The 26,819-nt window shown below is 63.2% G+C and carries 26 protein-coding genes; 15 read left to right on the top strand and 11 right to left on the bottom strand.

Annotation, left to right across the window (positions count from 1 at the left end):
- The first annotated feature begins 45 nt into the window (after nt 1-45).
- Nucleotides 46-978, top strand: coding sequence for a serine O-acetyltransferase EpsC (gene epsC, locus ABOA88_RS02665; protein WP_367850619.1), 933 nt, complete (start codon nt 46-48; stop codon nt 976-978).
- Between the two features lie 342 nt (nt 979-1,320).
- The gene (betT, locus tag ABOA88_RS02660) at nt 1,321-3,282 is read left to right on the top strand and encodes a choline transporter BetT (protein WP_167358082.1); all 1,962 of its coding nucleotides are present in this window, start codon (nt 1,321-1,323) and stop codon (nt 3,280-3,282) included.
- A gap of 74 nt (nt 3,283-3,356) precedes the next feature.
- Here the strand turns inward: betT and tauD are convergent, their stop codons facing one another.
- From tauD to tauA, 4 genes are all read right to left on the bottom strand, one after another.
- The gene (gene tauD, locus ABOA88_RS02655; protein WP_367850620.1) at nt 3,357-4,190 is read right to left on the bottom strand and encodes a taurine dioxygenase; all 834 of its coding nucleotides are present in this window, start codon (nt 4,188-4,190) and stop codon (nt 3,357-3,359) included.
- Nucleotides 4,191-4,231: 41 nt separating this feature from the next.
- A complete protein-coding gene (tauC, locus tag ABOA88_RS02650) occupies nt 4,232-5,071 on the bottom strand; it encodes a taurine ABC transporter permease TauC (protein ID WP_367850621.1) in 840 nt (279 codons plus the stop codon).
- A complete protein-coding gene (gene tauB, locus ABOA88_RS02645) occupies nt 5,068-5,862 on the bottom strand; it encodes a taurine ABC transporter ATP-binding subunit (protein WP_196163279.1) in 795 nt (264 codons plus the stop codon). Before tauB ends, tauC begins: the two co-directional genes overlap by 4 nt.
- Nucleotides 5,863-6,033: 171 nt before the next feature.
- Nucleotides 6,034-7,005: a taurine ABC transporter substrate-binding protein gene (gene tauA, locus ABOA88_RS02640; RefSeq protein WP_367850622.1), complete on the bottom strand. Its 972-nt coding sequence runs from the start codon at nt 7,003-7,005 to the stop codon at nt 6,034-6,036.
- A 498-nt stretch (nt 7,006-7,503) separates the two neighbouring features.
- Between tauA and ABOA88_RS02635 the strand changes: the two genes are divergently transcribed.
- From ABOA88_RS02635 to ABOA88_RS02595, 9 genes are all read left to right on the top strand, one after another.
- Nucleotides 7,504-8,844, top strand: coding sequence for an OprD family porin (locus ABOA88_RS02635; RefSeq protein ID WP_367850623.1), 1,341 nt, complete (start codon nt 7,504-7,506; stop codon nt 8,842-8,844).
- Between the two features lie 162 nt (nt 8,845-9,006).
- Entirely contained in the window at nt 9,007-9,645 is a 639-nt protein-coding gene (locus tag ABOA88_RS02630) for a peroxiredoxin (protein WP_043208283.1), read from the top strand.
- A 497-nt stretch (nt 9,646-10,142) separates the two neighbouring features.
- Entirely contained in the window at nt 10,143-10,397 is a 255-nt protein-coding gene (locus tag ABOA88_RS02625; RefSeq protein WP_196167945.1) for a DUF3077 domain-containing protein, read from the top strand.
- Nucleotides 10,398-10,662: 265 nt separating this feature from the next.
- Nucleotides 10,663-11,256, top strand: a complete 594-nt coding sequence (gene ssuE / locus ABOA88_RS02620) for an NADPH-dependent FMN reductase (protein ID WP_070090814.1) — start codon at nt 10,663-10,665, stop codon at nt 11,254-11,256.
- A gap of 93 nt (nt 11,257-11,349) precedes the next feature.
- Nucleotides 11,350-12,315: a sulfonate ABC transporter substrate-binding protein gene (locus ABOA88_RS02615; protein ID WP_367850624.1), complete on the top strand. Its 966-nt coding sequence runs from the start codon at nt 11,350-11,352 to the stop codon at nt 12,313-12,315.
- Nucleotides 12,316-12,374: 59 nt separating this feature from the next.
- Complete coding sequence (gene ssuD / locus ABOA88_RS02610) at nt 12,375-13,523, top strand: FMNH2-dependent alkanesulfonate monooxygenase (protein WP_043208289.1); 1,149 nt, start codon at nt 12,375-12,377, stop codon at nt 13,521-13,523.
- 10 nt (nt 13,524-13,533) lie between these two features.
- A complete protein-coding gene (ssuC, locus tag ABOA88_RS02605; protein WP_043208290.1) occupies nt 13,534-14,328 on the top strand; it encodes an aliphatic sulfonate ABC transporter permease SsuC in 795 nt (264 codons plus the stop codon).
- Nucleotides 14,325-15,137 (top strand): aliphatic sulfonates ABC transporter ATP-binding protein, encoded by an 813-nt coding sequence (ssuB, locus tag ABOA88_RS02600; RefSeq protein ID WP_367850625.1) that lies wholly within the window; start codon nt 14,325-14,327, stop codon nt 15,135-15,137. Before ssuC ends, ssuB begins: the two co-directional genes overlap by 4 nt.
- 31 nt (nt 15,138-15,168) lie before the next feature.
- The gene (locus ABOA88_RS02595; protein ID WP_003255829.1) at nt 15,169-15,384 is read left to right on the top strand and encodes a TOBE domain-containing protein; all 216 of its coding nucleotides are present in this window, start codon (nt 15,169-15,171) and stop codon (nt 15,382-15,384) included.
- Nucleotides 15,385-15,499: 115 nt separating this feature from the next.
- Here the strand turns inward: ABOA88_RS02595 and ABOA88_RS02590 are convergent, their stop codons facing one another.
- The 4 genes from ABOA88_RS02590 to ABOA88_RS02575 form a co-directional block, all read right to left on the bottom strand.
- Nucleotides 15,500-16,126 carry a TetR/AcrR family transcriptional regulator gene (locus ABOA88_RS02590; protein WP_367850626.1) on the bottom strand — a complete coding sequence of 209 codons (627 nt, stop codon included), beginning with the start codon at nt 16,124-16,126 and terminating at the stop codon, nt 15,500-15,502.
- Nucleotides 16,126-17,703: a glutamate--cysteine ligase gene (gshA, locus tag ABOA88_RS02585; protein ID WP_196167940.1), complete on the bottom strand. Its 1,578-nt coding sequence runs from the start codon at nt 17,701-17,703 to the stop codon at nt 16,126-16,128. Before gshA ends, ABOA88_RS02590 begins: the two co-directional genes overlap by 1 nt.
- Before the next feature lie 228 nt (nt 17,704-17,931).
- Nucleotides 17,932-18,315 carry a PaaI family thioesterase gene (locus tag ABOA88_RS02580; RefSeq protein WP_052352403.1) on the bottom strand — a complete coding sequence of 128 codons (384 nt, stop codon included), beginning with the start codon at nt 18,313-18,315 and terminating at the stop codon, nt 17,932-17,934.
- Entirely contained in the window at nt 18,315-20,636 is a 2,322-nt protein-coding gene (locus ABOA88_RS02575) for a Tex family protein (protein WP_196167939.1), read from the bottom strand. The genes ABOA88_RS02580 and ABOA88_RS02575 overlap by 1 nt, the downstream gene beginning before the upstream one ends.
- Before the next feature lie 231 nt (nt 20,637-20,867).
- Here ABOA88_RS02575 and ompR point away from each other — a divergent pair, with 231 nt between their 5' ends.
- A complete protein-coding gene (gene ompR, locus ABOA88_RS02570; protein ID WP_367850627.1) occupies nt 20,868-21,608 on the top strand; it encodes an osmolarity response regulator transcription factor OmpR in 741 nt (246 codons plus the stop codon).
- Nucleotides 21,609-21,731: 123 nt separating this feature from the next.
- The gene (locus ABOA88_RS02565; RefSeq protein WP_070572020.1) at nt 21,732-23,045 is read left to right on the top strand and encodes an ATP-binding protein; all 1,314 of its coding nucleotides are present in this window, start codon (nt 21,732-21,734) and stop codon (nt 23,043-23,045) included.
- Between the two features lie 31 nt (nt 23,046-23,076).
- On the opposite strand, the gene rimK is transcribed toward ABOA88_RS02565, so the two are convergent.
- Nucleotides 23,077-23,982: a 30S ribosomal protein S6--L-glutamate ligase gene (gene rimK / locus ABOA88_RS02560; RefSeq protein WP_043208300.1), complete on the bottom strand. Its 906-nt coding sequence runs from the start codon at nt 23,980-23,982 to the stop codon at nt 23,077-23,079.
- Nucleotides 23,979-24,461 (bottom strand): retropepsin-like aspartic endopeptidase RimB, encoded by a 483-nt coding sequence (gene rimB / locus ABOA88_RS02555; protein WP_328306830.1) that lies wholly within the window; start codon nt 24,459-24,461, stop codon nt 23,979-23,981. The genes rimK and rimB overlap by 4 nt, the downstream gene beginning before the upstream one ends.
- Before the next feature lie 109 nt (nt 24,462-24,570).
- Between rimB and ABOA88_RS02550 the strand changes: the two genes are divergently transcribed.
- The gene (locus ABOA88_RS02550; RefSeq protein WP_196167938.1) at nt 24,571-24,972 is read left to right on the top strand and encodes an RNA-binding S4 domain-containing protein; all 402 of its coding nucleotides are present in this window, start codon (nt 24,571-24,573) and stop codon (nt 24,970-24,972) included.
- A 31-nt stretch (nt 24,973-25,003) separates the two neighbouring features.
- Here the strand turns inward: ABOA88_RS02550 and ABOA88_RS02545 are convergent, their stop codons facing one another.
- On the bottom strand, nt 25,004-25,804 hold the full coding sequence (locus ABOA88_RS02545; protein WP_196167937.1) for a phosphatase PAP2 family protein: 801 nt from the start codon (nt 25,802-25,804) through the stop codon (nt 25,004-25,006).
- 108 nt (nt 25,805-25,912) lie between these two features.
- On the opposite strand from ABOA88_RS02545, the gene hslO reads away from it, so the two are divergent.
- The gene (hslO, locus tag ABOA88_RS02540; RefSeq protein ID WP_070572017.1) at nt 25,913-26,812 is read left to right on the top strand and encodes an Hsp33 family molecular chaperone HslO; all 900 of its coding nucleotides are present in this window, start codon (nt 25,913-25,915) and stop codon (nt 26,810-26,812) included.
- Nucleotides 26,813-26,819: the final 7 nt, after the last annotated feature.

The following is a 26,819-nucleotide window of genomic DNA, read 5'->3' as shown; positions in this document are numbered from 1 at the left end:
CCCGCATCCATGAAGACCCGCACAGCCTCGATCCAGGAGACCACCGTGAGCGAACATCCATCCACCGGACACTGGCAACTGCAGACCCTCGTCAGCGACTTGCGCAGCGCCCGCGAGCAATGGCGAACCCGCAATGGCCGCAGCAGCGGCGAACAAGGCGGGCGCGAACTGCCCTCGCGCGAAGCAATGCGCCAGATTCTCGAGCAACTGTGCGGGGCGTTGTTCCCCATGCGCCTGGGCCCGGTGGACCTGCGTGAAGAGAGCGAAGACTTCTATGTCGGGCATACCCTGGATGCCGCACTGACGGCACTCTTGGCCCAAGCGCGTCTGGAACTGCGTTACGCCTCGCGCCACGGAAAGGCCGAGGTGAAGGACGTCGATGCCCATGCCCTGCAGCTGATCCAGGGCTTTGCCGCCGCGCTGCCGAACCTGCGTGTACTGCTCGATACCGACGTGCTGGCCGCTTATCACGGCGACCCGGCGGCGCGCAGCGTCGATGAGGTGCTGCTGTGCTATCCGGGGATCCTGGCGATCATCCATCACCGCCTGGCTCATCACCTGTACCGGGCCGGCCTGCCGTTGCTGGCGCGGATCAGCTCGGAGCTGGCGCATTCGGCCACCGGCATCGATATTCATCCCGGCGCCCAGATCGGCCCGAGTTTCTTCATCGATCATGGTACCGGCGTGGTAATCGGCGAAACCGCGATCATCGGCGAGCGGGTGCGTATCTACCAGGCCGTGACCCTGGGCGCCAAGCGCTTCCCGGCGGACGAGACTGGCATGTTGCACAAGGGCGAGCCGCGCCACCCGATCGTCGAGGACGATGTGGTCATCTACGCCGGGGCCACCATCCTTGGGCGGATCACCATCGGCAAGGGCTCGACCATCGGCGGCAATGTCTGGCTGACCCGCAGTGTGCCGGCCGAGAGCAACATCACCCAGGCGAATCTGCAGCTGGAGTGCGAAGGGCAGAAATAGCCCGGATCTCACGCCTTCCATCTCGCCTCGTTCGCGGGTAAACCCGCGTCTACAGGTCCGGCGCTGACGCCAGGATCGCGCTGGACTTGTAGGAGCGGATTCAACTGAGAACGTGTCGGAATTCACTGCAAATACCGGGTTCAGCGGTCGGGCAAGGTCGCGTTGAAAGCCGATCCGTGTTTAACTTGAACGCTTGTTCAAAGTAAAAACGCTGGTCCATTGCCGGTGTTCAACAGGAGGATCCCCTTTGCTGAACCCGTTCAATCCGAGTCTTTCAACGCTGCATGAGGTGCGCGCCCAATGAGTGCACCGACCCCCTCACTTGCCAATGGCAAGATCCGCATGAACCCTCCGGTGTTCTACTTCGCGGCCAGTTTCATTCTCATCTTCGGCCTGGTGGTCATCGCCAACCCCAAAGCGGCGGGCGACTGGTTGCTCGCGGCGCAGAACTGGGCGGCCAATACCGTCGGCTGGTACTACATGCTGGCCATGACCCTGTACCTGGTCTTCGTGGTGGTCACCGCCTTGTCGGGCTACGGCAAGATCAAGCTCGGTGCCGACCACGACGAGCCCGAGTTCAGCTACCTGTCCTGGGCTGGGATGCTGTTCGCCGCCGGCATCAGCATCACCTTGTTCTTCTTCTGCGTCTCCGAACCGCTCACCCACATGCTGCAACCACCCCAGGGCGAGGGTGGCACGGTGGAGGCCGGGCGCCAGGCGATGGAGCTGCTGTTCCTGCACTGGGGCCTGCATGGCTGGGGCGTGTTCGCCTTCGTCGGCATGGCCCTGGCGTATTTCGCCTATCGCCACAATCTGCCATTGGCGCTGCGTTCGGCGCTGTATCCGTTGATCGGCAAACGCATCAACGGGCCGATCGGCTATGCCGTCGACGGCTTCGGCATCATTGCCACGGTGTTCGGCCTGGGTGCCGACATGGGTTTTGGCGTGCTGCACTTGAACGCGGGCCTGGATTACCTGTTCGACATCAGCCACAGCCAGTGGATACAGGTCGCGCTCATCGTCCTGATGATGGGCGCTGCGGTGGCCGTGGCGGTCGCCGGGGTGGAAAAGGGCGTGCGGGTGATGAGCGACATCAACCTGTTCCTGGCCTGTGCGTTGCTGCTGTTCGTGCTGTTCGCCGGGCCCACCCAGCACCTGTTCAACACCTTGATCCAGAACCTGGGCGACTACCTCGGCGCCTTGCCGCGCAAGAGCTTCGATGTCTATGCCTACGGCGAGAACCGCGACTGGCTGGGCGGCTGGACCGTGTTCTACTGGGCCTGGTGGATTGCCTGGGCGCCGTTCGTGGGGCTGTTCATCGCACGTATCTCCCGTGGCCGGACCATCCGCGAGTTCGTCTTCGGTGTGCTGTTGATCCCGCTGGGCTTCACCCTGGCGTGGATGTCGATCTTCGGCAACAGCGCCATGACCCAGGTGCTCGACCACGGCATGACCGCCCTGGGCCAATCGGCCTTGGAAAACCCGTCCATGAGCCTGTACCTGCTGCTGGAGACCTACCCGTGGAGCAAGACCGTCATCGCGGTGACGGTGTTCATCAGCTTCGTGTTCTTCGTCACATCGGCGGATTCCGGCACCGTCGTGCTCTCAACGCTGTCGGCCAAGGGCGGCGATGCTGATGAGGATGGCCCGAACTGGCTGCGCATCTTCTGGGGCGCCATGACCGCGTTGATCACCAGCAGCCTGCTGTTCGCCGGCAGCATCGACTCGCTCAAGTCGGCGGTGGTGCTGACGTCGCTGCCGTTCTCGCTGATCCTGCTGTGCATGATGTGGGGGCTGCACAAAGCGTTCTACCTGGAGTCCCAGCGGCAGATCGCGCAGATGCACTCGCTCGCGCCGTTCGCCGTGTCGCGCCGTGGCCGGGGTGGCTGGCGCCAGCGCTTGAGCCAGGCGGTGCACTTCCCGTCACGCGATGAGGTGTACCGCTTCATGGACGACGTGGTGCGCCCGGCCATTGGCGAGGTGACTGAAGTCTTCGTGCAGAAGGGTTTGAACGTGATCACCCAGGACGATCCGAGCCACGACAACGTCAGCTTGAAGATCGGGTTGGGCGAGGAGCAGCCGTTCATCTATCAAGTGCAGATGCGCGGGTATTTCACCCCGTCGTTCGCCTTGGCCGGGTTGGGCACCCAGGAGTTGAAGAACCGCCGTTACTACCGCGCCGAGGTGCATCTGTCCGAAGGTAGCCAGAACTACGACCTGGTGGGCTACAACAAGGAGCAGATCATCAACGACATCCTCGACCAGTATCAGCGGCACATGCAGTTCCTGCATCTGGTCCGGTAGTCGCCTCTTCGCAGGTAAACCCGCGCCCACAAGGATCGTTACAAGCCCTGTGGAAGCGGGTTTACCCGCGACCTTCAGAACGGCGCATCCCCCAGGATGGTCGCCCGATGCATCACCCGTCGGCTCGGCCGGTAGTCATCCACCGCATAGTGCTGGGTCACCCGGTTGTCCCAGAACGCCACGTCGTTTTCCTGCCACCGCCAGCGGATTGTGAACTCGGGCCGGGTTGCATGGGCGAACAGCAGTTTGAGCAGCGCCTCGCTTTCCTGCTCGTTCAGTTCGTTGATCCGCGTGGTGAACCCTTCGTTAACGAACAGCGCCTTGCGCCCGCTCACCGGGTGGGTACGTACCACCGGGTGCGACAGCGGCGGGTTGTTGCGCCGGGTGGTTTCCCAGCGCGCCAGGTCTTCGGGCGTGGTGCCGAAGCGCTCGAGCGGGAAGGACTTGGTGAAGTCGTGGGTGGCGGTCAGGCCATCGAGCATCCCCCGCAGCGGCGCCGACAGCGCCTCGAAGGCCGCGATGCCGCTGGCCCACAGGGTATCGCCGCCGAAGGCGGGCAACTGCTTGGCGCTGAGCACCGCGCCCATGGCGGGCGTGGGCAGGAAAGTCACGTCGGTGTGCCAGACCGCATTGTCGCGCACGTCGGTGACGGCAGTGTCCAGGACCAGCACCTGCGGGGTATCCGGCACGTTGGGGTAGATCGGGTGGATGTGCAGGTCGCCGAAGCGGGCGGCGAAGCGGGCCTGTTGCTCAGGGGTGATGGGCTGGTCTCGGAAGAACAGCACCTGGTGCTTGAGCAAGGCCTGCTCGATGGCATCGCGTTGCTCGACGCTGATATCGCGGGAGAGGTCCACGCCACTGATCTGGGCGCCGAGCGCTGGGCTCAGGGGGGTGATGGTCAGGCTCATGTCGGTCTCGCTTGAATGTTTTGTGCCGGAGCAGGTGTTCATCAGTGGCTTTGCCCGTGCCAGGGCACCAACTTGCGTTGCAGGGCGCGCAGGCCCATTTCCAGGGCGAAGGCGATCAGGGCGATCAGCAGGATCCCCAGCACCACCACATCGGTGACCAGAAACTGCGCCGCCGACTGCACCATGAAGCCCAGGCCGCTGGTGGCGGCGATCAGCTCGGCGGCCACCAGGGTCGACCAGCCGACCCCAAGGCCGATACGAATGCCGGTGAGGATGTCGGGCAGGGCGCTGGGCAGGATCACATGGCGGATCAACTGCGCCTTGGTCGCGCCCAGGGACTGGGCGGCGCGCAGCTTGGCCGGGTCAACGGTGCGCACGCCGGTGGCGGTGGCGATGGCGATCGGGGCGAAGATGGCGAGGTAGATCAACAGCACCTTCGACAGCTCGCCGATGCCACACCAGATCACGATCAGCGGCAGGTAGGCCAGCGGCGGGATCGGCCGATAGAACTCGATCAGCGGGTCGAGAATGCCGCGGGCGACGCGGTTGTGGCCGATGGCCAGTCCCACCGGGATGGCAGTCAGGGCGGCGGCGACCAGTGCCAGGCCGATCCGTCCGAGGCTTGCGCCCAGGTGCTGCCAGAGGCTGGCGTCCATGTAGCCCTGGGTGAGCAAGGTCCAGGCCTTGGCCAGGATATCGGCGGGCGAGGGCAAAAACAGCGGCTCGATCCAGCCGGCGGCGGTCACCAGCCACCAGGCCAGCAGCAGGCTAGCCAGGGTCAGGGCGCTGATCCAGCGGGTCGACAGGGGGCGGCGTACCTTGGCGGTTGGGGTTGGCCGGGCGACAGGTTTGTCGGCGGCCGTCAGGTCCAGGCTGCTCATGCGGACTCCTGCCGGCGGGCGGCTTCGCGTTGGGAGAACACCCGCGCCAGGACGTGCTCGCGGGTCTCGATGAAACGTGGGTCGGACTTGATCGCCCGGGCCGATTCACCCGCAGCGTAGCGTTGGCCGAAATCCAGCTGCAGGCGTTCGACCACCCGCCCAGGATTGGGCGCCAGCAATACCAGTTCGCTGGCCAGGAACACGGCTTCCTCGATGTCATGGGTGATCAGGAACACTGGCTTGGCGGTGCGCTGCCAGACCTGCAGCAGCAGCTCCTGCATCTGCTCGCGGGTGAAGGCGTCGAGGGCGCCGAAGGGTTCGTCCATCAGCAGCACGCGCGGGTCGGCGGCCAACGCACGGGCCAGGCCCACGCGCTGTTTTTGCCCGCCGGAGAGTTGCCAGATACGCCGCTCGCCGAAACCCGCGAGGTCGACCAGCGCGAGCATTTCCCGGGCCTTGGCTTCGCGCTCGGCACGGGCGACGCCGGCGAGCTCCAGGCCAAAGGCGACGTTGCCCAGGACATCCTGCCAAGGCAGCAGCGCGTCATCCTGGAACACCACGCCGCGCTCGGCACCCGGGCCTTCGACCGGCTTGCCGTCGAGGGTAATGCGACCGGCGCTGGGGGCGACGAAGCCGGCAATGAGGTTGAGCAGCGAAGTCTTGCCGCTGCCGGACGGGCCGAGGGCCACCAGCAACTGGCGTGGCCCCAGGCTCAGGTTGATGTCGGTCAGCACCGGGGCATCGGTGCCGGGGTACTGTGCGCTGATGCGCTCCAGTTCGAGCAAGGCCATGGCAGGCTCCGTCGTGACGTGTCGTGCGAGGGTGGGAGGCTGCGCGGTTCTGGGGGAGCGGGTTTACCCGCGAATGCTGTTTTGAATTCACCGACGCATTCGCGGTTAAACCCGCTCCCACATGTTCTGCGCTGCTCTCTATAACACCGCTGTACCTGTGGGAGAGCTGGGTCAGTTGGGCAGGTACTGGGCGCTGACGTACGGCGAGTAGTCCGGCAGCACCGCCTCGACCTTGCCTTGTTGCTTGAGGAATTTGGCCGTGTCGGTCAGTGCCTGGGTGGTCGGAGTACCCAACGCGTTGGCCTGGTCACTGGCCAGTGGGTAGACGTTGCCCTGCAGCAGTACCGGGATGTCGGTGGGCTTGGCGCCGGACAGCTTGGCCAGTTTGCTGACGTTGTCGGGGTTGGCCAGCCAGGCTTTCGGGTCCTTGCGGTAGTCGGCGTAGGCGTCGAGGGTGACCTTGGCGAACGACTTGACGATGTCCGGATGCTTGGCGGCGAAGTCCTTGCGCACGATCCACGCATCGAAGGTCGGGGCGCCTTTGCTGGCCAACTCGCCGGAGGTGATCAGTACTTTGCCGTTCTCCTTGGCCACGCCCAGGGCGGGGTCCCAGACGTAGGTGGCATCGATGTCGCCACGCTTCCAGGCGGCGATGATCGCAGGGGGGGCGAGGTTGAGGATCTGCACCTTGCCCGGGTCGATGTTCCAGCTCTTGAGGGCGGCCAGCAGGCTGTAGTGGCCGGTGGAAACGAACGGCACGGCGACTTTCTTGCCGACCAGATCCTGCGGCGTCTTGATGCTGTCGCGGGCGACCAGCGCTTCGCCTGCGCCAATCTGGGTGGCGATCAGGAAGGTCTCCACCGGCAGCTTGCGGGTGGCTGCGGCAGCCAGGGGGCTGGAGCCCAGGTAGCCGATCTGCACGTCGCCGGAGGCCACGGCGGTGATCACGTCGGCGCCATTGTCGAATTTGCGCCAGTCGATGCTGGCCTTGCTGGCTTTTTCATAGGTGCCATCGACCTGGGCGACCTTGGCCGGGTCGACGGTGGTCTGGTAGGCGACGGTCAGGTCGGCGGCCTGGGCGAGCCAGCTGGCGCTGGCGAGGGTCAGGGCGGCGAACAGGCGCAACGGAGTGTGCGGGATCATGGATGAGCTCCTCGTCAGGCGAATCAGGGCTGGGTTGACGAAAAGACTAAGTGATCTAAGAAAGCAAAAATAAATAACTTTTTAGAATTAGCTTAGGAGCCAATTGCTAGGCTTTTTGACCTGCTGGTCAGCTTCGCTGGCGAAGTCTGAAAGTGGAGCTACGCTTTTTCGGTTTTGCGCGGGCGTGAAGAGAGTTATGGGCAAACGTTTGCACATAACATTCAGGAATAAGAAAAGATGTTTTATACAACGGATTGGAGTAAAGGTTCCAAATATATTCCTTAAAAATCTTAAAAAGTCATAAAACGGTCATTTTGGATTTATAGGATTGTCATTATCCTGTGGCGCAAGCGGCGTCTTAGACCAAAGTCGCGAAACGATTGGTAACGATTGACTTCGCAGACACTGTTTGGTGCTAAATCGCCCAATCCATGGCGAGCGGGGCAACAGATCCTGCCGCTTGAGATACACAAGAATTAGAACGTAGAGGAGCAAAACATGTACAAGTCCAGCCTGGCCCTGGCCGTGGCACTGGGGGTTCTCGCCCAACAAGCAGGCGCTGCCGGTTTCATTGAAGACAGCAAGCTGTCCCTGAGCTCGCGCACCATGTATTTCAATAACGACAACCGTGAAGACCACGCCAAGCCTGGTAAAGAGCGCCCGGATCAGCGTGAGAGCGGCCAGGGCTTCAAGGTCGATTACGCGTCTGGTTTTACTGAAGGTACCGTCGGCTTTGGTGTTGATGCCCAAGCACTGTGGGGCATCCGCCTGGACGGTGGTGAGGGTTATCACAAGTCCGGTTTCTTCCCGGATGATGGCAAAGGGGCCGCGAGCCAGTGGGCTCGATTCGGCGCGAACGCCAAGGCCCGTTTCTCGAAGACCGAAGCGCACTTCGGTAGCGCCCTGGCACCAAACCTGCCGATCCTCGTTTCCAACGACGGTCGTCTGCTGCCACAAACCTTCGAAGGGGGCACCATCACCTCGAAGGAAATCGATAACCTGACCATCAACGCCGGTCAGCTGACCCACGCCATGGGTCGTGCGTCGAGCAACCGTACCGGTTTGTCGGTCAATGGTGCTACCGCCGAAAGCAACAAGTTCCGCTATGGCGGCTTGGACTACAAGCTTACTCCAGACCTGACTCTGCAGTACTACTACTCGAATCTGGAAGACTTCTACAAACAGCACTTCCTGGGGGCGACCCACGTCTTCAAGATCGACGACAACCAGTCGTTCAAGACCGACCTGCGCTACTTCGATAGCAGCAGCGACGGCAAGAACGGCAACGACAAAAGCTACGACTTCAACAACAACGGTGGCTACGCCAAGAACAAGGGCGAGATCGACAACAAGACCTGGTCCGCGATGTTCACCTATACCTTGGGTAGCCATTCCTTCTTGGTGGGCCACCAGCAAGTTGGCGATGACGGTGGCTTCGTCTGGTTGAACCAGGGCGGCTTGGTTAACGATAGCGGCACCTCGGAAGGTGCGGGCGGTTCCAGCTTCTATCTGTTCACCGATAGCATGGTCAACTCGTTTGCCCGTGCTGGCGAAAACACCACCTTCGGTCAGTACAGCTATGACTTTGCGGGCCTGGGTGTTCCAGGCTTGAAGGCCTCGGTTGCTTACCTGCGTGGTGACGATATCCGCAACCAGTCGGGTAATGGCACCTACAACGAGTGGGAGCGTGATGCGCGCATCGATTACGTCCTGCAGCAAGGCGCCCTCAAAGGCCTGGGCTTCAGCCTGCGTCAGGGTGTTTACCGTGGCAGTGGCGAGAGCAGTGCCGACCAGGACCAGACTCGCTTCATCGTCAACTACACTTACGCCTTCATGTAAGTCGTAGCTGCACAAAAAGCCTCGCCTAGCGCGAGGCTTTTTTACGTCTGCAACTCGACATGTAAAATAGTTATAAATAAATCAATATTTATTCTTTTTGTTTTTAATTGAATGCAGGCACATTGAACCCATCTACCAGACACAGCACAGGAGCCCAGCCCCATGAGCCTCAAACTCGGTGACATCGCCCCCGATTTCGAACAGGAATCCAGCGCCGGCAAGATCCGCTTCCACGAATGGCTTGGCAATAGCTGGGGTGTGCTGTTCTCCCACCCGGCCGACTTCACCCCGGTGTGCACCACCGAGCTGGGCCTGACCGCCAAGCTCAAGGACGAATTCGCCAAGCGCGGTGTCAAGGCCATCGCCTTGTCGGTGGACCCTGTCGATTCCCACACTCGCTGGATCGATGACATCAACGAGACCCAGAACACCGTGGTCAACTTCCCGATCCTCGCCGATGCCGATCGCAAGGTCTCCGACCTGTACGACCTGATCCATCCCAACGCCAGCGACACCCTGACGGTGCGCTCGCTGTTCGTCATCGACCCCAACAAGAAGGTGCGCCTGACCATCACCTACCCGGCCAGCACCGGGCGCAACTTCAACGAGATTCTGCGGGTGATCGACTCGCTGCAACTGACCGATAACCACAAGGTGGCCACGCCGGCGAACTGGCAGGATGGCGACGAGGTGGTGATCGTGCCTTCGTTGAAAGACGAAGATGAAATCAAGCAGCGCTTCCCCAAAGGGTATCGGGCGGTCAAACCCTACCTGCGCCTGACCCCGCAGCCGAATCGTTAAGGAATACTCGTTGCATTGCTCTTAGCCATAGCAGGGATCTTTGGGCCGTTTCGACGGCCCTTTTTTTATGCGCGTGCAGGTGGGGCAGAGGAAGCGGGGTCGCCTGGTTTTGCGGCGGCTGCGCAGCCGATCGCGGCGCAAGGCCGCTCCTACAGGCACCGCGCAGCTCAAGTCGGATATTTCTGAACCTCGAGCCAAGCGCTTCAGCCTTTTGCAAGTAACGACCTATCCTACGCACCTGCCGGAAGCTGCTGCATTGTTGGGGTCACACCCCAGGGATAACGTCGCCGGGTCGTCCTGTTTGGCGACCGGGTGTGAGAACCCGAAGACAGCTAAGGTTTCGGCATTTCCGTTATGGCAGCCGTGTACGGGCAGACCTCGGTCTGGCCGGGTTTTCCTTGTGTCCCGGTTTCTCACCCTGTGCACGGCTGCCACCTTGATCTCGTGAGAAAGAACCTGGGTGGTGGTTCCAACACCACATGAGGAATTTTTGAGCGATGACCGACAACTCAAGTACATGGAAAACCGCAGGCGTCCAGACCTGCCTGGACTTGTACCGCATCCAACCCGACATCCCCTTCCAACAAGCCTTCGACGAACTCTCCGTGTTGCTGGGGTGCATCCGCCATCTGACCTGCGAGGCGGAGATGGAAGGCGACCAGATGTCAGGCAGCGCCGCCCGGATCCTCAGTGCCATGGCCAAGGCATTGATCGACGATATGGAAGTTGGGATGAATCGGGGCTCTGATTAGTGGCTCCGAGGCGCCCTCTTCGCGGGTAAACCCGCGCCTACAAGGATCGCCACTAGCCCTGTGGGAGCGGGTTTACCCGCGAATGCGTCAGTACATTCCCTATCGCATCCACAGGAGTACCAGCGAAATCACTGTATCGACAAAATGGAATAAACAAATGAAAAAATATGATTTCTAGATATATATGACAGCCTGTTAATGTCGATTCCATTCCAGCGGGGCCAACTCCTCGCGGCCCTGCAATCGAATCGAAGGAAGCGTTTTCATGCTGGTTGTTTCTCTCGGTGGTAGCCCCAGTACCCGTTCACGCTCCGGCGTGCTGCTCGAGCGCTCGCGCCAGTGGCTGCAGGATCGGGGCGTGGAGGTGGTGACCTTCCAGGTGCGCGAATTTCCGGCCGAGGACTTGCTCCACGCCCGCTTCGACAGCCCACAGGTCCAGCACTTTCAGCAACTGGTCGCCCAGGCCGACGGCCTGGTAGTCGCCACCCCGGTGTACAAGGCGTCTTTCGCCGGTGCGCTGAAAACCCTGCTCGACCTGCTGCCTGAGCGCGCGCTGGAGCACAAGGTGGTCTTGCCGATCGCCACTGGCGGCAGCATCGCCCACATGCTGGCGGTGGATTACGCCCTCAAGCCGGTGCTGTCGGCACTCAAGGCGCAAGAGACCCTGCAAGGGATCTTCGCCGACGACAGCCAGATCGCCTATGGCGAGCACGGCAAGCCCGCGCAACTGGCCGCCGCGCTCGAGGCGCGGCTTGAGGATTCACTGGAACTGTTCCACAGCGCCTTGGCCCGACGGCCCAAACCCGTGGCCCCGGGCGTGCTCAACGAACGCCTGCTCACTGCCCGCTGGAGCATCTGAGCCGGCATCACCGCTTCACCGTTTTTCCCACCTTACTCGCCCGCCAACGGGCAAGCAGGTGCAACCCGAACCCAACTCGCACAGGAGAGCGCCATGCGCACAGTCTTCTTGCGTCGTGGTCTGGTCGCCCTGTTTGCGGCGGCTGTGTCCTTCGGCGCCATCACCCAGGCCCAGGCAGAAAGCCTGCGTATCGGTTATCAGAAATACGGCACCCTGGTGCTGCTCAAGGCCAAGGGGTCGCTGGAGAAGCGCCTGGCCGAGCAAGGCATCCAGGTGCAGTGGACCGAATTCCCCGGCGGCCCTCAGTTGCTCGAAGGGCTGAACGTCGGTTCCATCGACTTCGGCGTCACCGGCGAGACCCCGCCGGTGTTCGCCCAAGCCGCCGGTGCCGACCTGCTCTACGTGGCCTACGAGCCGCCAGCGCCACACAGCGAGGCGATCCTGGTGCCCAAGGGCTCGCCGGTGCAGTCGGTGAAGGACCTCAAAGGCAAGAAGGTCGCCTTCAACAAAGGCTCCAACGTCCACTACCTGTTGGTCCGCGCCCTGGAAGATGCAGGCCTCAAATACAGCGATATCCAACCGGTCTACCTGCCGCCAGCCGATGCCCGCGCTGCCTTCGAGCGTGGCAGTGTCGATGCCTGGGTCATCTGGGACCCTTACCAGGCCGCTGCCGAACAGCAACTGCAAGCCCGCACCCTGCGTGACGGCAAGGGCCTGGTCGACAACCACCAGTTCTACCTGGCCACCCGCAAGTACGCCACTTCCCACCCGGCGGTGATCCAGACCTTGGTCGACGAGGTGCGTGCCATCGGCCAGTGGTCCGAAGCCAACCCGCAGGAGGTCACCGACCAGGTCGCCCCGCTGCTCGGCCTGCCTGCCGACATCACCCTCACGTCCGTCAAGCGCCAAGGCTTCGGTGCCAAGCCGCTCACGCCCGAGGTGGTCGCTGCCCAGCAGAAGATCGCCGATACCTTCCAGGCGCTGAAGCTGATTCCCAAGCCCTTGAGCATCAAGGACGTGATCTGGACACCCCCCGCCAAGGTTGCCACCGCGCCTTGATCGATTCGCTGCGGCCGGGGCTGTCCCCGGCTCGAGCCACCCTTGAGGAGACAACTCCAATGAGCCTTAACATTTTCTGGTTCCTCCCGACCCATGGTGACGGCAAGTACCTGGGCACCAACGACGGCGCCCGCGCGGTCGACCATGGCTACCTGCAGCAGATCGCCCAGGCTGCTGACCGTCTGGGCTTTGGTGGCGTGCTGATCCCCACCGGGCGCTCCTGCGAGGACTCCTGGCTGGTGGCCGCCTCGCTGATCCCGGTGACCCAGCGCCTGAAGTTCCTGGTGGCACTGCGCCCAGGCATCATTTCGCCGACCGTGGCCGCACGCCAGGCCGCGACGCTGGATCGCCTGTCCAATGGTCGCGCGCTGTTCAACCTGGTGACCGGCGGCGACCCGGAAGAACTGGCCGGTGATGGCCTGCACTTGAACCATCAGGAGCGCTACGAAGCCTCCGTGGAGTTCACCCGCATCTGGCGCAAGGTGCTCGAGGGCGAGGTGGTCGATTACGACGGCAAGCACATCCAGGTCAAAGGCGCCAAGCTGCTCTATCCGCCGATCCAGCAACCGCGGCCGCCGCTGTACTTCGGTGGTTCCTCCGACGCTGCCCAGGACCTGGCTGCCGAACAAGTCGAGCTGTACCTGACGTGGGGCGAGCCGCCGGCTGCGGTGGCGGAAAAGATCGCTCAGGTACGTGAGAAAGCTGCGGCGCAGGGGCGCGAAGTACGCTTTGGCATCCGCCTGCACGTAATCGTCCGCGAGACCAACGAAGAGGCCTGGGCGGCCGCCGACAAACTCATTTCGCACCTGGACGATGACACCATCGCCCGTGCCCAGGCATCCCTGGCACGTTTCGATTCTGTGGGCCAGCAGCGCATGGCCGCCCTGCACGGCGGCAAGCGCGACAAGCTGGAGGTCAGCCCCAACCTGTGGGCAGGTGTCGGACTGGTGCGCGGCGGTGCCGGTACCGCGCTGGTGGGCGATGGCCCGACCGTGGCGGCACGGGTCAAGGAATATGCCGCGCTGGGCATCGATACCTTCATCTTCTCCGGGTATCCGCACCTGGAAGAGTCGTATCGGGTCGCCGAACTGCTGTTCCCGCACCTAGATGTGCAGCGCCCCGAACAGCCCAAGAGCGGTGGCTACGTGAGCCCGTTCGGCGAGATGGTCGCCAACGACATCCTGCCCAAGTCCGTGGCGCAGAGCTGAGGGCCTGGCCATGAGTCGAGCAACTTCTTCCTGGTCGAAGCGCCTGGCACCCTGGGCCTTGCCACTGCTGCTGTTGGCGGTGTGGCAGTTGGCGGTCGCCAGCGGCTGGCTGTCGACCCGCATCCTGCCGGCGCCGAGCGCGGTGGTCAGCGCCGGCGTCGAGTTGGTGCGCAGCGGCGAGATCTGGACGCACCTGGCCATCAGCGGCTGGCGCGCGGCCTTGGGCTTTGTGATCGGCGGCAGCATCGGCCTGGTGCTGGGCTTCATCACGGGTCTGTCGAACTGGGGCGAGCGTCTGCTCGACAGCTCGGTGCAGATGATCCGCAACGTGCCGCACCTGGCGCTGATTCCCTTGGTGATCCTGTGGTTCGGCATCGATGAGTCGGCCAAGATCTTCCTGGTGGCGCTGGGGACGCTGTTCCCCATCTACCTCAACACCTACCACGGCATCCGCAACGTCGACCCGGCGCTGGTAGAAATGGCACGCAGCTATGGCTTGTCGGGCTTCGGCCTGTTCCGCCAGGTGATCCTGCCGGGCGCGCTGCCATCGATCCTGGTGGGCGTGCGCTTCGCCCTGGGCTTCATGTGGTTGACGCTGATCGTCGCCGAGACCATCTCGGCCAATGCCGGTATCGGTTACCTGGCGATGAATGCCCGTGAGTTCCTGCAAACCGATGTGGTGGTCCTGGCCATCGTCCTGTACGCCGTGCTCGGCAAGCTTGCCGACCTGGCCGCCCGTGGCCTGGAGCGTGTCTGGCTGCGCTGGCACCCGGCCTATCAACCGGCGAAGAAGGAGGGCGCATGACCGTGCTCAAGGAACAACCGCCGCGCTTGCTGCGCGGTATCCCCCTGGCGGTCCAGGGCGTGCGCAAGGCGTTCGGCCAGCGCGAGGTGCTGCGGGGCATCGACCTGCACATTCCGGCCGGCCAGTTCGTCGCTATCGTGGGGCGCAGTGGCTGCGGCAAGAGCACCTTGCTGCGCCTGCTGGCGGGCCTCGACCAGCCCAGCGCCGGCCAGTTGCTCGCCGGTGCCGCGCCCTTGGATCAAGCCCGCGAGGAAACCCGCCTGATGTTCCAGGACGCGCGTCTGCTGCCCTGGAAGAAGGTGATCGACAACGTCGGCCTGGGGCTGTCCGGCAACTGGCGCGCCGATGCGTTGCAAGCCCTGGAAGCGGTCGGCCTGGCCGAGCGCGCCCATGACTGGCCGGCGGCGTTGTCGGGCGGCCAGAAGCAACGCGTGGCCCTGGCCCGGGCACTGATTCACAAACCGCGCCTGTTGCTGTTGGACGAGCCACTGGGTGCGCTCGATGCCTTGACCCGGATCGAGATGCAGCAACTGATCGAACGCCTGTGGCACCAGCACGGTTTCACCGTGTTGCTGGTTACCCACGACGTCAACGAAGCCGTCGCCGTGGCAGATCGGGTGATCCTCATCGAAGACGGCGCCGTCGGCCTGGACCTGACTGTCGACCTGCCGCGTCCGCGAGCGCGTGGATCGCACCGACTGGCGGCGCTGGAAAGCGAAGTCCTCAGCCGTGTTCTCGCCGTACCGGGCACGCCGCCCGAGCCGGAACCTGTAGCCCCTTTGCCCACGCAGCTGCGTTGGGCGCACTGAACCCAAGAAGCCCTAGAGAAGGAATTACATCATGACCATCAAAGCCATCAACGTCCGCAACCAGTTCAAAGGCACCGTGAAGGAAATCCTCGAAGGCCCGGTGCTTTCGGAAATCGACGTGCAGACCGCCTCTGGCATCGTCACCTCGGTGATCACCACCCGTTCCGTGCGTGAGCTGGAACTGCAGGTGGGCAGCGAAGTGATCGCCTTCGTCAAATCCACCGAAGTGTCCATCGCCAAGTTGTGAGGATCGTGGGGGCTTTGCGCCCCTCTCGCGACACAAGGCCGCTCCTGCAGGGTGCACGATGCCCGGCAGCAGTGGCCTTGTGTCGTGAGTGGGCCGCGCAGCGGTCCCCTGTGGTTCAGCGCTTGGGCAGGAACGGCGGCAGGTACAGCCCCAGGTACGCCTCGAACACCCGCTTGCCTTCCTCGGCCATGCGTGGGGTGATCTGTTCGTGCAGTTGCATCGAGCGCGCATAGACCCGGTCGCTCAGCTCCATGGCCAGGGCGAATACATCCACATCCCTGGGCATCGCCGGTAGCTGGAAGTGCTGCTCGAACAGCTTGTGCATCAGTTCGCCCAGCTCCAGGTCGTGCTGGCGGTCGGCCTGGACCACTTCGCTCAGGCCATGTTGGGCGAGGATCAATTGGCGTGCGGCCGCATCCTCGTTGTAGATGTCCAGCATGCGCTGCTCGATCAGCCGTGACAGGTCGTGCCAAGTGGTGAACGTGCTGCTGTCGATGGGGGCACTCAGGGCTTCGCGAAACGCCAGATGCACGTCAGCGGTCAAGGCTTCGAGCAGTGCCGGTACGCTGGCGAAGAAGTGGTACACCGACGACGGCGGGATCTGTGCCCGCTCGGCCACGCTGTAGATCGACAGGCCCGCCACGCCTTGATCGGCGAGCAGTCCGCGCGCCGCGGCCAGGATCGCGTCGATCCTGGCCTGGCTGCTGGCGCGTGGCTTACGCGGGCTGGTGGCGCGGCTCATCAGTTGCTGATGGCCAGGATACTGGCCTGATAGGCACCCACGAACAGGTCGAAGTCACCGACTTCCTGCTGCTCCAGGCGCGACTGCTCGGCCAGCGACTCGCGCGCCAGGGTCTCGAAAGCCTGCTGGCGCTCGACACTCAGCGGTTGCTCGCGGAAGGTTCCGGCATGCAGGCGGCTTTGACGCAGGGAAAACTGGACAAAGGTTTCGTTGTGTTCGGCCATGCGCGCCAGCACTTGGGCCGACGGCGTCAGGGAGGCATCGTCGACCTTGGCCTGCTGTGCGGCCAACGCCTTGGCGTGTTCTTCACCGCCTTGGGCGCGGTCGAGCAGTTCGGCCAGTGGGGCGATACGGGCGATCAGCTCGCTGGCCCAATCCTTCAGGCCGATGGGCTGGCCGTTGCGACGAAGTTCGAGGCCCGGACGGCGGCCTTCCTTGACCACGGTGAGGAAGTTGTTGGTGCACTGGCCGCATTCGCCGCTTTCGAGCAGCGGACTGTCGTCCAAGGCGCAGAACAGCAAGAAGGCATCGAGGAAACGTGCCTGGGGAAGATCGATACCCACTGGCAGGAACGGGTTGATGTCCAGGCAACGCACTTCGACGTACTGCACGCCGCGGGAGGTCAGGGCCTGGATAGGACGTTCGCCGGTATAGGTGACGCGCTTGGGGCGAATGTTCGAGTAGTACTCGTTCTCGATCTGCAGGATGTTGGTGTTCAGCTGGACCCACTCGCCATCTTTGTGCGTGCCGATCTCGACATAGGGCGGGTAGGGCGTGCCGACCGCCTTGCGCAGGCTGTCGGTGTAGCTGGCCAGGTTGTTGTAGCAAGGCGTCAGGCCAGCCTGGGCATTGCTCTGGTAGCCCAGGTCGCTCATGCGCAGGCTGGTGGCGTAGGGCAGGTACAGGGTTTCGCCATCCAGCTCTTCGAGCTGGTGCGGGTGGCCGCGCAAGAAGCCTTTGTCCAGGGCGGGCGATGCGCCGAACAGGTACATCAGCAGCCAGCTGTAGCGGCGGAAGTTACGGATCAGGGCGATGTACGCCGCCGACTGATAGTCGCGGTCGTTTTCCTCGCTGCCTTCGGCTGCGCGCAGCAGCGGCCACAGCGCCTCGGGCAGGGAGAAGTTGTAATGGATGCCGGCGATGCACTGCATGGTGCGGCCGTAGCGCAGGGCAAGGCCCTTGCGGTAGACATGCTTGAGCTTGCCGATGTTGGAGGTGCCGTACTCGGCGATCGGGATGTCTTCCTCGGCCGGCAACGTGCAGGGCATGGACGGGCTCCACAGGTATTCGTCGCCGAGCTTGGCATAGACGAAGCGGTGGATCTCGTCGAGGCTCTCGAGCACCTTGGCCGGGTCCGCCAGGGCGGGGGTGATGAACTCCAGCAGCGACTCGGAATAGTCGGTGGTGATCTGCTCGTTGGTCAGCGCCGAACCCAGGGCCTCCGGGTGCGGCGTCTGGGCCAGGCGACCTTCGTCGGTCACACGCAGGCATTCGCGCTCAATACCGTGCAGGCACTGCTTGAGCAGGGGGAGATTGGCGCCGAGCAGGCTCAGGCGGCGGTTGAGGAGTTCGCTCAAGATGTATTCCTTCACGCGTCAGTCGCCCCAATATGGGGGTAGGGATGACGGTCTACAAGGGTAGTTGGAAAAGGAACTGGCGTTGTCGCCTGGTTTGTCTGGGTTTTCAGCAGTGCCAGTGCCGACTGCGGCCGCTTCGCAGCCCATCGCTGGCAAGGCCTGCGATGGGGCGCGCAGCGGCCCCGATACTTGATAACGCCGAAAATACCGCAGATAAGCCTTGGTGAGCTAGAGAACCGCGAAGGTTCCTTGCGCCTTGGCCACGCGCTTGTCGCCCTGGAATACGTCGGCGTCGACCACCAGCGTACGGCGCCCGGCGTGCAGCACCTGGGCGGTGCACACGACTTCACCGTCACTCACTGCGCGCATGTAGTTGATCTTGCATTCGATCGTCACGCTCTGCTGATCGAAGCCATGGCTGGCCGAGCAGGCCAGGCCCATGGCGATGTCCACCAGGCTGAAGATCGCCCCGCCGTGCAGCTTCTGGCCGCGGTTGCGCAAGTGCGGCTCGAGCGTCAGGGCCACCTCGGCTACGCCTGTTTCCAGGCGTTGCAGGCGGCAGCCCAGGAGTTGGCTGAAGGCGCTTTCAACGTATTCGGCCGGGATCTGCATCACTTCTTCTTCAACTGCTTGGCGTTGGCGAACAGCGCGGCCATGGCGTTGTTGGCCGGTGCGGCTGCGGTTTCACGCGGGCGCGGTGCCTGTTGCTGGCGATTGCCGCCATTGCCACGATTGCCACCACGGTTGCCTTCGACCTTCTCGCCGGGCGTGTCGCTCATGCGCATGGACAGGCCGACACGCTTGCGTGGGATGTCCACTTCCATGACCTTGACCTTGACCACGTCGCCGGCCTTGACCGCCTCGCGCGGGTCCTTGACGAACTTCTCCGACAGCGCCGAGATATGCACCAGGCCGTCCTGGTGCACGCCGATGTCGACGAAGGCGCCGAAGTTGGTGACGTTGGTCACCACGCCTTCGAGGATCATGCCGGGCTCCAGATCCTTGAGGTCCTCGACCCCTTCCTGGAAGGTGGCGGTCTTGAACTCGGGGCGTGGGTCACGGCCGGGCTTGTCCAGCTCCTGGAGAATGTCGGTGACAGTTGGCAGACCGAAGGTTTCGTCGGTGAACTTCTTCGGGTCCAGACGCTTGAGGAAGCTGCTGTCGCCGATCAGCGAGCGGATGTCGCGGTCGGTATCGGCGGCGATGCGCTGCACCAGTGGGTAGGCTTCCGGGTGAACCGCCGAGGCGTCCAGCGGGTTGTCGCCGTTCATTACCCGCAGGAAGCCTGCGGCCTGTTCGAAGGTCTTCTCGCCCAGGCGGCTGACCTTCTTCAGCGCCGCACGGGTGGTGAACGGGCCGTTGGCGTCGCGGTGGGCGACGATGTTCTGGGCCAGGGTGGCGTTCAGGCCGGAGATGCGGGTCAGCAGGGCCACGGAGGCGGTGTTGACGTCCACGCCCACGGCGTTCACGCAGTCCTCGACCACAGCGTCCAGGCCGCGCGCCAGTTTCACCTGCGAGACGTCGTGCTGGTACTGGCCGACGCCGATGGATTTGGGGTCGATCTTCACCAGTTCGGCCAGCGGGTCCTGCAGACGGCGGGCGATGGAGACCGCGCCACGGATCGAGACGTCCAGGTCCGGGAACTCGCGGGCTGCCAGTTCAGAGGCGGAGTAGACCGACGCGCCGGCCTCCGAGACCATGACCTTGGTGATCTTCAGGGCCGGGTATTTCTTCACCAGTTCGATGATCAGCTTGTCGCTCTCGCGGCTGGCGGTGCCGTTGCCGATGGCGATCAGCTCCACCGAGTGCTTGGCGCACAGCGCAGCGAGAATGGAAAGGGTGCGGTCCCAGTCATTCTTCGGCGCGTGCGGGTAGACCGTGGTGTGGTCGAGCAGCTTGCCGGTGGCATCGACCACCGCGACCTTGCAGCCGGTGCGCAGGCCCGGGTCGAAGCCCAGGGTGGCGCGAGGACCGGCGGGCGCGGCGAGCAGCAAATCGTGCAGGTTATGGGCGAAGACGTTGATCGCCTCGCTCTCGGCGTTGTCGCGCAGCTCGCCGAACAGGTCGGTTTCCAGGTGGGTGTACAGCTTGACCTTCCAGGTCCAACGCACCACTTCGGCCAGCCACTTGTCGGCCGGGCGGTTGCGGTTTTCCAGGCCAAAGTGGTTGCCGATCATCAGTTCGCAGGGGTGCAGTGTGCCTGGCAGCTCCTCGCCTACCTTCAGTGAGGCGGTCAGCACGCCTTCGTTGCGGCCACGGAAGATCGCCAGGGCGCGGTGCGACGGCACGCTGCGCAGCAGTTCGTCGTGGGCGAAGTAGTCGCGGAACTTGGCGCCTTCTTCTTCCTTGCCGGCCACCACGCGCGCGCTGAGCACCGCCTCCTGCTTGAGGAACACGCGCAGCTTGTCGAGCAGGGCGGCGTCTTCGGCGAAGCGCTCCATGAGGATGTACTTGGCCCCTTCCAGGGCGGCCTTGACGTCGGCCACGCCCTTGTCGGCATCGACGAAGCGCGCCGCTTCGGTTTCCGGGGTCAGTTGTGGGTCGTTGAGCAGACCGTCGGCCAGTTCGCCCAGGCCGGCTTCCAGGGCGATCTGACCCTTGGTGCGGCGCTTTTGCTTATAGGGCAGGTAGAGGTCTTCCAGGCGGGTCTTGGTGTCGGCCAGCTTGATCTCGCGGGCCAGCTCCGGGGTCAGCTTGCCCTGCTCCTCAATGCTGGCCAGGATGCTGGCGCGGCGCTCGTCGAGTTCGCGCAGGTAGCGCAGGCGCTCCTCCAGGTGACGCAGCTGGGTGTCATCCAGGCTGCCGGTGACTTCCTTTCGGTAACGGGCGATGAAAGGCACCGTCGAGCCTTCGTCCAACAGGGCCACTGCCGCTTCGACCTGCTGCGGGCGAACGCCCAGTTCCTCGGCGATACGGCTGTTGATGCTGTCCATGAGAACCACCTGACAAATAATGAATGCTGGAGGCCGCAAGGGGGCATTCAGGCCCGGCGGCGCAGGGTGAAAGCGGCGCATTATACCCATCGTGCCGGGCTTGCGGTGATAGCGCCGGGCCAGCCTCGGCCAGGCAGGAAGTGGCGCCAGGGGAAAAATCTGCTAACAATGCACACGGCACGCGTTGTCATGGCTACGCCATAATGCGCGGCTATATCAAAGGAGTTATTCATGACCAGCACCGCAAATACCGCTGAAGGCGAGAAGATTCTCATCGTCGATGACGATCCGGGGCTGAGCAGCCTGCTGGAGCGTTTTTTCACCAGCAAGGGCTATCGTGCCCGCGCGGTGCCCAACACCGAGCAGATGGACCGCCTGCTGGCGCGTGAGGTCTTCAACCTGGTGGTGCTCGACCTGATGCTGCCCGGCGAGGACGGCCTCTCTGCCTGTAACCGCCTGCGCAAGGCCAACAACCAGATCCCGATCATCATGCTCACCGCCAAGGGCGACGAGCTCAGTCGCATCAAGGGCCTGGAGCTGGGGGCCGACGACTACCTGGGCAAACCTTTCAACCCGGATGAGCTGATGGCGCGAGTCAAGGCCGTGTTGCGTCGGCAGGCTCCGACTGTACCGGGTGCGCCTGGCAGCGAGGACGAGACGGTCACGTTCGGCGACTACGAACTTTCGCTGGCCACTCGCGAGCTCAAGCGTGGCGATGAAGTGCACATGCTGACCACCGGCGAGTTCGCCGTGCTCAAGGCGCTTGTCATGCACGCCCGCGAGCCGCTGACCCGCGACAAGCTGATGAACCTGGCTCGCGGCCGCGAGTGGGATGCGTTGGAGCGGTCCATCGACGTGCAGATCTCGCGCTTGCGCCGCATGATCGAGCCGGACCCTTCCAAACCGCGCTATATCCAGACCGTGTGGGGTGTAGGCTACGTCTTCGTGCCGGACGGAAACGCCAGCAAATGAATATGAGCCTGCAGGCTTGCCATCACGCACCAGGGCGACCCGATGGGGTCGCCCTGTTTGCGTCTGGATCAGGCCTGCACCCTGTCGAGCCCCGCCCGTGAGCGCAGCGCAGTAGTTGTCCAGATGAAAACGCCTCTTTGGTTCCCGCAAAGCTTCTTCGCCCGCACCCTGTGGCTGGTGCTGATCGTCGTCCTGTTCTCCAAGGCCTTGACGCTGGTGTACCTGCTGATGAACGAGGACGTGCTGGTCGATCGCCAGTACAGCCACGGCGTGGCCCTGACACTGCGCGCTTATTGGGCCGCCGACGAGGAGAACCGCGACAAGATCGCCGAGGCGGCGGGGTTGATCCGGGTCACCGGCTCCGGTGTGCCGGAGGGCGAGCAGCATTGGCCCTACAGCGAGATCTACCAACGCCAGATGCAGGCCGAACTTGGCGATGACACCGAGGTGCGGCTGCGCATCCACGCGCCGCCTGCCTTGTGGGTCAACGCGCCGAGCCTGGGCCCGGGCTGGTTGAAGGTGCCTTTGTATCCGCACCCGCTGCGGGGGCAGAAGATCTGGAACGTGCTGGGCTGGTTCCTGGCCATCGGCTTGTTGTCCACCGCTTCGGCGTGGATCTTCGTGCGCCAGCTCAACCAGCCGCTCAAGCGACTGGTGTTCGCTGCCCGACAGTTGGGCCAGGGGCGCAGCGTGCGTCTGCCGATCAGCGACACACCAAGCGAGATGACGGAGGTATACCGGGCCTTCAACCAGATGGCCGAAGACGTCGAGCAGGCCGGACGCGAGCGTGAGCTGATGCTGGCGGGGGTGTCCCACGACTTGCGCACCCCCTTGACCCGCCTGCGCCTGTCGTTGTCATTGATGGCCAATGACAGTGAACTGACGGATGACATGGTCCGCGACATCGAGGATATGGATGCGATCCTCGACCAGTTCCTGGCCTTCATCCGCGATGGTCGGGACGAACCGGTGGAAGTGGCCGATCTGGGCGCACTGGTTCGCGAAGTCGTGGCGCCCTACAACCAGCCAGAGGAGCGGGTGCGCCTGTGCCTGGAGCCGATTCCGCCGTTCCCACTGCGCCGGGTGTCGCTCAAGCGCATGCTGGGTAACCTGATCGGTAATGCCTTGCATCACGCTGGCAAGGGGGTCGAAGTGGCGGCCTACGTGTCGGGTGACCAGAGCGCGCCCTATGTGGTGCTCAGCGTACTGGACCGAGGCACGGGGATAGACGAGTCGGAGTTGGAGACCATCTTCAACCCCTTCATCCGCGGGGATCGTGCCCGGGGCGGCAAGGGCACCGGGCTGGGGCTCGCGATCGTCAAGCGGATCGCGGCCCAGCACGGGGGTAATGTCGAGTTGCGCAATCGTTCCGGAGGCGGTATCGAAGCGCGCGTAAGGCTGCCGTTGGGGTTGCTGTTACCCCGTAACGCCGTTTGATGCCCTGTCACGGCACCGGTGTTGCGTTGTCTCAGCCCTTGCCCTTGGTCCGTGTCTGGTTCGGCCCGCCGTTCTTCTCCAGGTGTTCGATGATCATCCCGGCCACGTCCTTGCCGGTGGTGACCTCGATTCCCTCGAGCCCCGGCGAGGAGTTCACCTCCATCACCAGCGGCCCGTGATTGGAGCGCAGGATGTCCACCCCCGCCACGCTCAAACCCATGACCTTGGCCGCACGAATGGCGGTCATGCGTTCTTCGGGGGTGATCTTGATCAGGCTGGCGACGCCGCCGCGGTGCAGGTTGGAGCGGAACTCGCCAGGTTTGGCCTGGCGCTTCATCGACGCGATGACCTTGTCGCCGACGACGAAGCAGCGGATGTCGGCACCGCCCGCCTCCTTGATGTATTCCTGGACCATGATGTTCTGCTTCAGACCCATGAACGCCTCGATCACCGATTCGGCAGCCTTGGTGGTTTCGCACAGCACCACGCCGATGCCCTGGGTGCCTTCGAGCACTTTGATCACCAAGGGGGCACCGTTGACCATCTGGATCAGGTCGGGAATGTCATCCGGCGAATGGGCGAAACCTGTGATCGGCAGGCCGATGCCGCGACGTGACAGCAGTTGCAGGGAGCGCAGCTTGTCGCGCGAGCGTGCGATGGCCACCGATTCGTTGAGCGGGTAGACGCCCATCATCTCGAACTGACGCAGCACCGCGCAGCCATAGAAAGTGACGGACGCGCCGATGCGCGGGATGACTGCGTCGAAACCTTCCAGCGGTTTGCCGCGATAGTGGATCTGCGGTTTGTGGCTGGCGATGTTCATGTATGCGCGCAGGGTATCGATCACCACCATCTCGTGGCCACGCTGGGTACCGGCTTCGACCAGGCGGCGGGTGGAATACAGACGTGGATTGCGCGACAGCACAGCGATCTTCATGCAGCACCTGTGACAGGGGAAAGGGTGGCCGGAAAGGCCGGTTTGTCCTGAACGTACTTAAGGCCAGGATTGACCACCAACTGGCCATGAATCAGCGCCTTGGAACCGAGCAGCAGGCGATAGCGCATGTTTTTGCGACAGGCCAGGGTGAACTCCACCTCCCAGACCCGGTCGCCCAACGCCAGCGGCGTACGGATCACGTAGCGGACCTGGGCTTGGCCGTTGGAGCTCTTGATGGTTTTCATCGTGACCAACGGGGCTTCGCAGCGGCGATGGCGAAGTTGCACCACTGACCCCAGATGAGCGGTGAAGCGCACCCAGGGTTGGCCGTCACGCTCGAACGGTTCTACGTCCGTGGCATGCAGGCTGGAAGTACTGGCGCCGGTATCGATCTTGGCGCGCAGGCCCGCCAGGCCGAGGTCGGGCAGGGCGACCCACTCGCGCAGGCCGATTACAGTCAGATGGTCAAATGTCTTCACGAAACACGCCCTGCGAATGAGGTGGTGAACTGTAAGCACGGCACGGACTTTTTGCATCCGCAAGTTACGGTAGTACAGTTCCGTGAAAGACAGAATTCGAGGTAATGCAATGGCCCACAAAGCGGAAGAAGACGACAAGGTGCGCCTGGATAAATGGCTATGGGCGGCGCGGTTCTACAAGACACGCGCCCTGGCCAAGGCGGCCATCGAAAGTGGCAAGGTGCATTGCCGGGGCGAACGCTGCAAGCCGGGCAAGGAGCCTCGGGTGGGTGACGAGTTCGTGCTGCGCACCGGATTCGATGAGCGCACCGTGGTGGTCAAGGCATTGTCGGATGTGCGGCGCGGGGCGCCGCAGGCGCAGGCCTTGTACGAAGAGACCGAAGAAAGCGTTCGGCGACGTGAGCAGGCTGCCGAGATGCGCAAGGCCGGCGCGATGGGTGTGACCACCGATGGGCGGCCGACCAAGAAGCAACGGCGCCAGATTCACCAACTGCATGGCAGTTATGAATGAGTAGGGGCCGCAGCGCGGCCCCGATGGCCATTCAGGCCGTGCGAATGACGCTCATCCTGCCCACCAGCGGCAATCGCGCCAGCCATCTGAACAACGGGTCGGTCCAGCGCAGTAACGCCGCACTGGCCTTCGCCGCCAACGGCGTATGGCAGCTCCAGCCCAAGGCCAGCACGGCCATCAGCAATCCGCCGATATAATCGTCCTGTCCCCAATGTGCGCCTGCCACCAGGCGCGGCAGCATGAACAGCAATGCCAGGCCCCAGATCACCAGCCGCTGCAGCAGGGTGCGGCTGAACAGGCTCATGAACAGCGCCCAGATCAACAGCACCGAAGCGTGATCGCCAGGAAAACTCTGGCTGGAGCGATCCTTCAGTTCCCACTTGGCTTCCAGATTCGGGTAGTAGTCGCTGAGATGGACTACGTTGTCGAAGACCATCGATGGGCTGTTGTGTTGCCAGCCCATGAACGCCACCCACTTGGAAAACAGCACGCGAACCACCACTAAGAGGAACAGCGTTACCAGAAAGCCGAAGAAGGCTTCGCGCACCTGGGTCGCCTTGAACACCCAGTTGCCCCGGATCAGCAGGGCCAGCAGGATCAGGCCGACGACGATATCGAAAGGACGCAGGCTGCCGAGGGTCCAGACGTATCGCCAGAGGGTATTGTCGGCCAAGGGCGCGTTGAGGCTGTGGAACAGCCACTCGTCTAAAGTCAGACACAGGATCTGGCCAAAAGGCCATAACCAGAAACACAGTAGAGCAACAGGCAGCAGGGTACAGGCTACGAGGGGTCCCCAGGACCACCTTGCTTGGAACAGTGGTCGATTGTCCATAAAATACCTCTATTACCAGCGGGGTTAAGAGCGTCTCGTGGACGCTCTGCCACGGGAGTCGTAATTCCCTGTAACCATTTTGTCATCATTTTCAGATAGCCAAAACCTATGAGCGATTTGCCGGATACCGACTTCACCCAACGTTTCATCTTCGACGACCGCGATATCCGCGGCGAGTGGGTGGCGCTCGAGCAGAGCTATGCCGACGTGCTGGCCCGTCATCCTTACCCTCAGCCGGTCGCCGTGCTGCTCGGTGAACTGATGGCGGCGACCGCATTGCTGGTGGGCGCGCTCAAGTTCGATGGCCTGCTGGTGCTTCAGGCGCGCTCCCAGGGGCCGATTCCGCTGTTGATGGTCGAGTGCTCCAGTGATCGCGACATCCGCGGCATGGCGCGCTACGAGGCGGACCAGATCCCGGCCGACGCCACCCTGGCCCAGCTGATGCCCGACGGGCACCTGACCTTGACCATCGACCCGGTCAAGGGCCAGCGCTACCAGGGCACCGTGGACCTCGATGGCGCCAACCTGTCGGAGTGCTTCACCAATTACTTCGTCCAGTCCCAGCAGCTCAACACGCGCTTCTGGCTCGATGCCAAGGGTGGCAAGGCCCGTGGTCTGCTGCTGCAGCAGTTGCCGATCGATCGTCAGCGCGACGAAGAAGAGCGCGAGGGCAGTTGGCAGCATGTCGTGGCCCTGGCAGGCACCCTCAAGCCTGAGGAATGGTCTCTGGACAACGAAACCCTGCTGCACCGCCTCTACCATGAGGACGCCGTGCGTCTGTTCGACATCGAGCCCCTGCGCTTCCATTGCAGCTGCTCGCGCGAGCGTTCCGGCAATGCATTGGTGAGCCTCGGCGAGGAGGATGCCAAGGCGCTGGTGGAAGAGTGTGGTGGCAAGGTCGAGATCGATTGCCAGTTCTGCAACGAGCGCTATTTCTTCGACGCGAGTGATGTGGCGCAATTGTTTGCAGGTGGTGGCACCGAGGCACCGTCAGATACTCAGCACTGAAACGCTT

It is taken from the genome of Pseudomonas sp. PKS (genome assembly GCF_051913525.1).
Taxonomy (GTDB): Bacteria; Pseudomonadota; Gammaproteobacteria; order Pseudomonadales; family Pseudomonadaceae; genus Aquipseudomonas; species Aquipseudomonas guariconensis_D.
The sequence above is the reverse complement of the archived record's forward strand: the minus strand, read 5'-3'. Positions and strand labels throughout refer to the sequence as shown.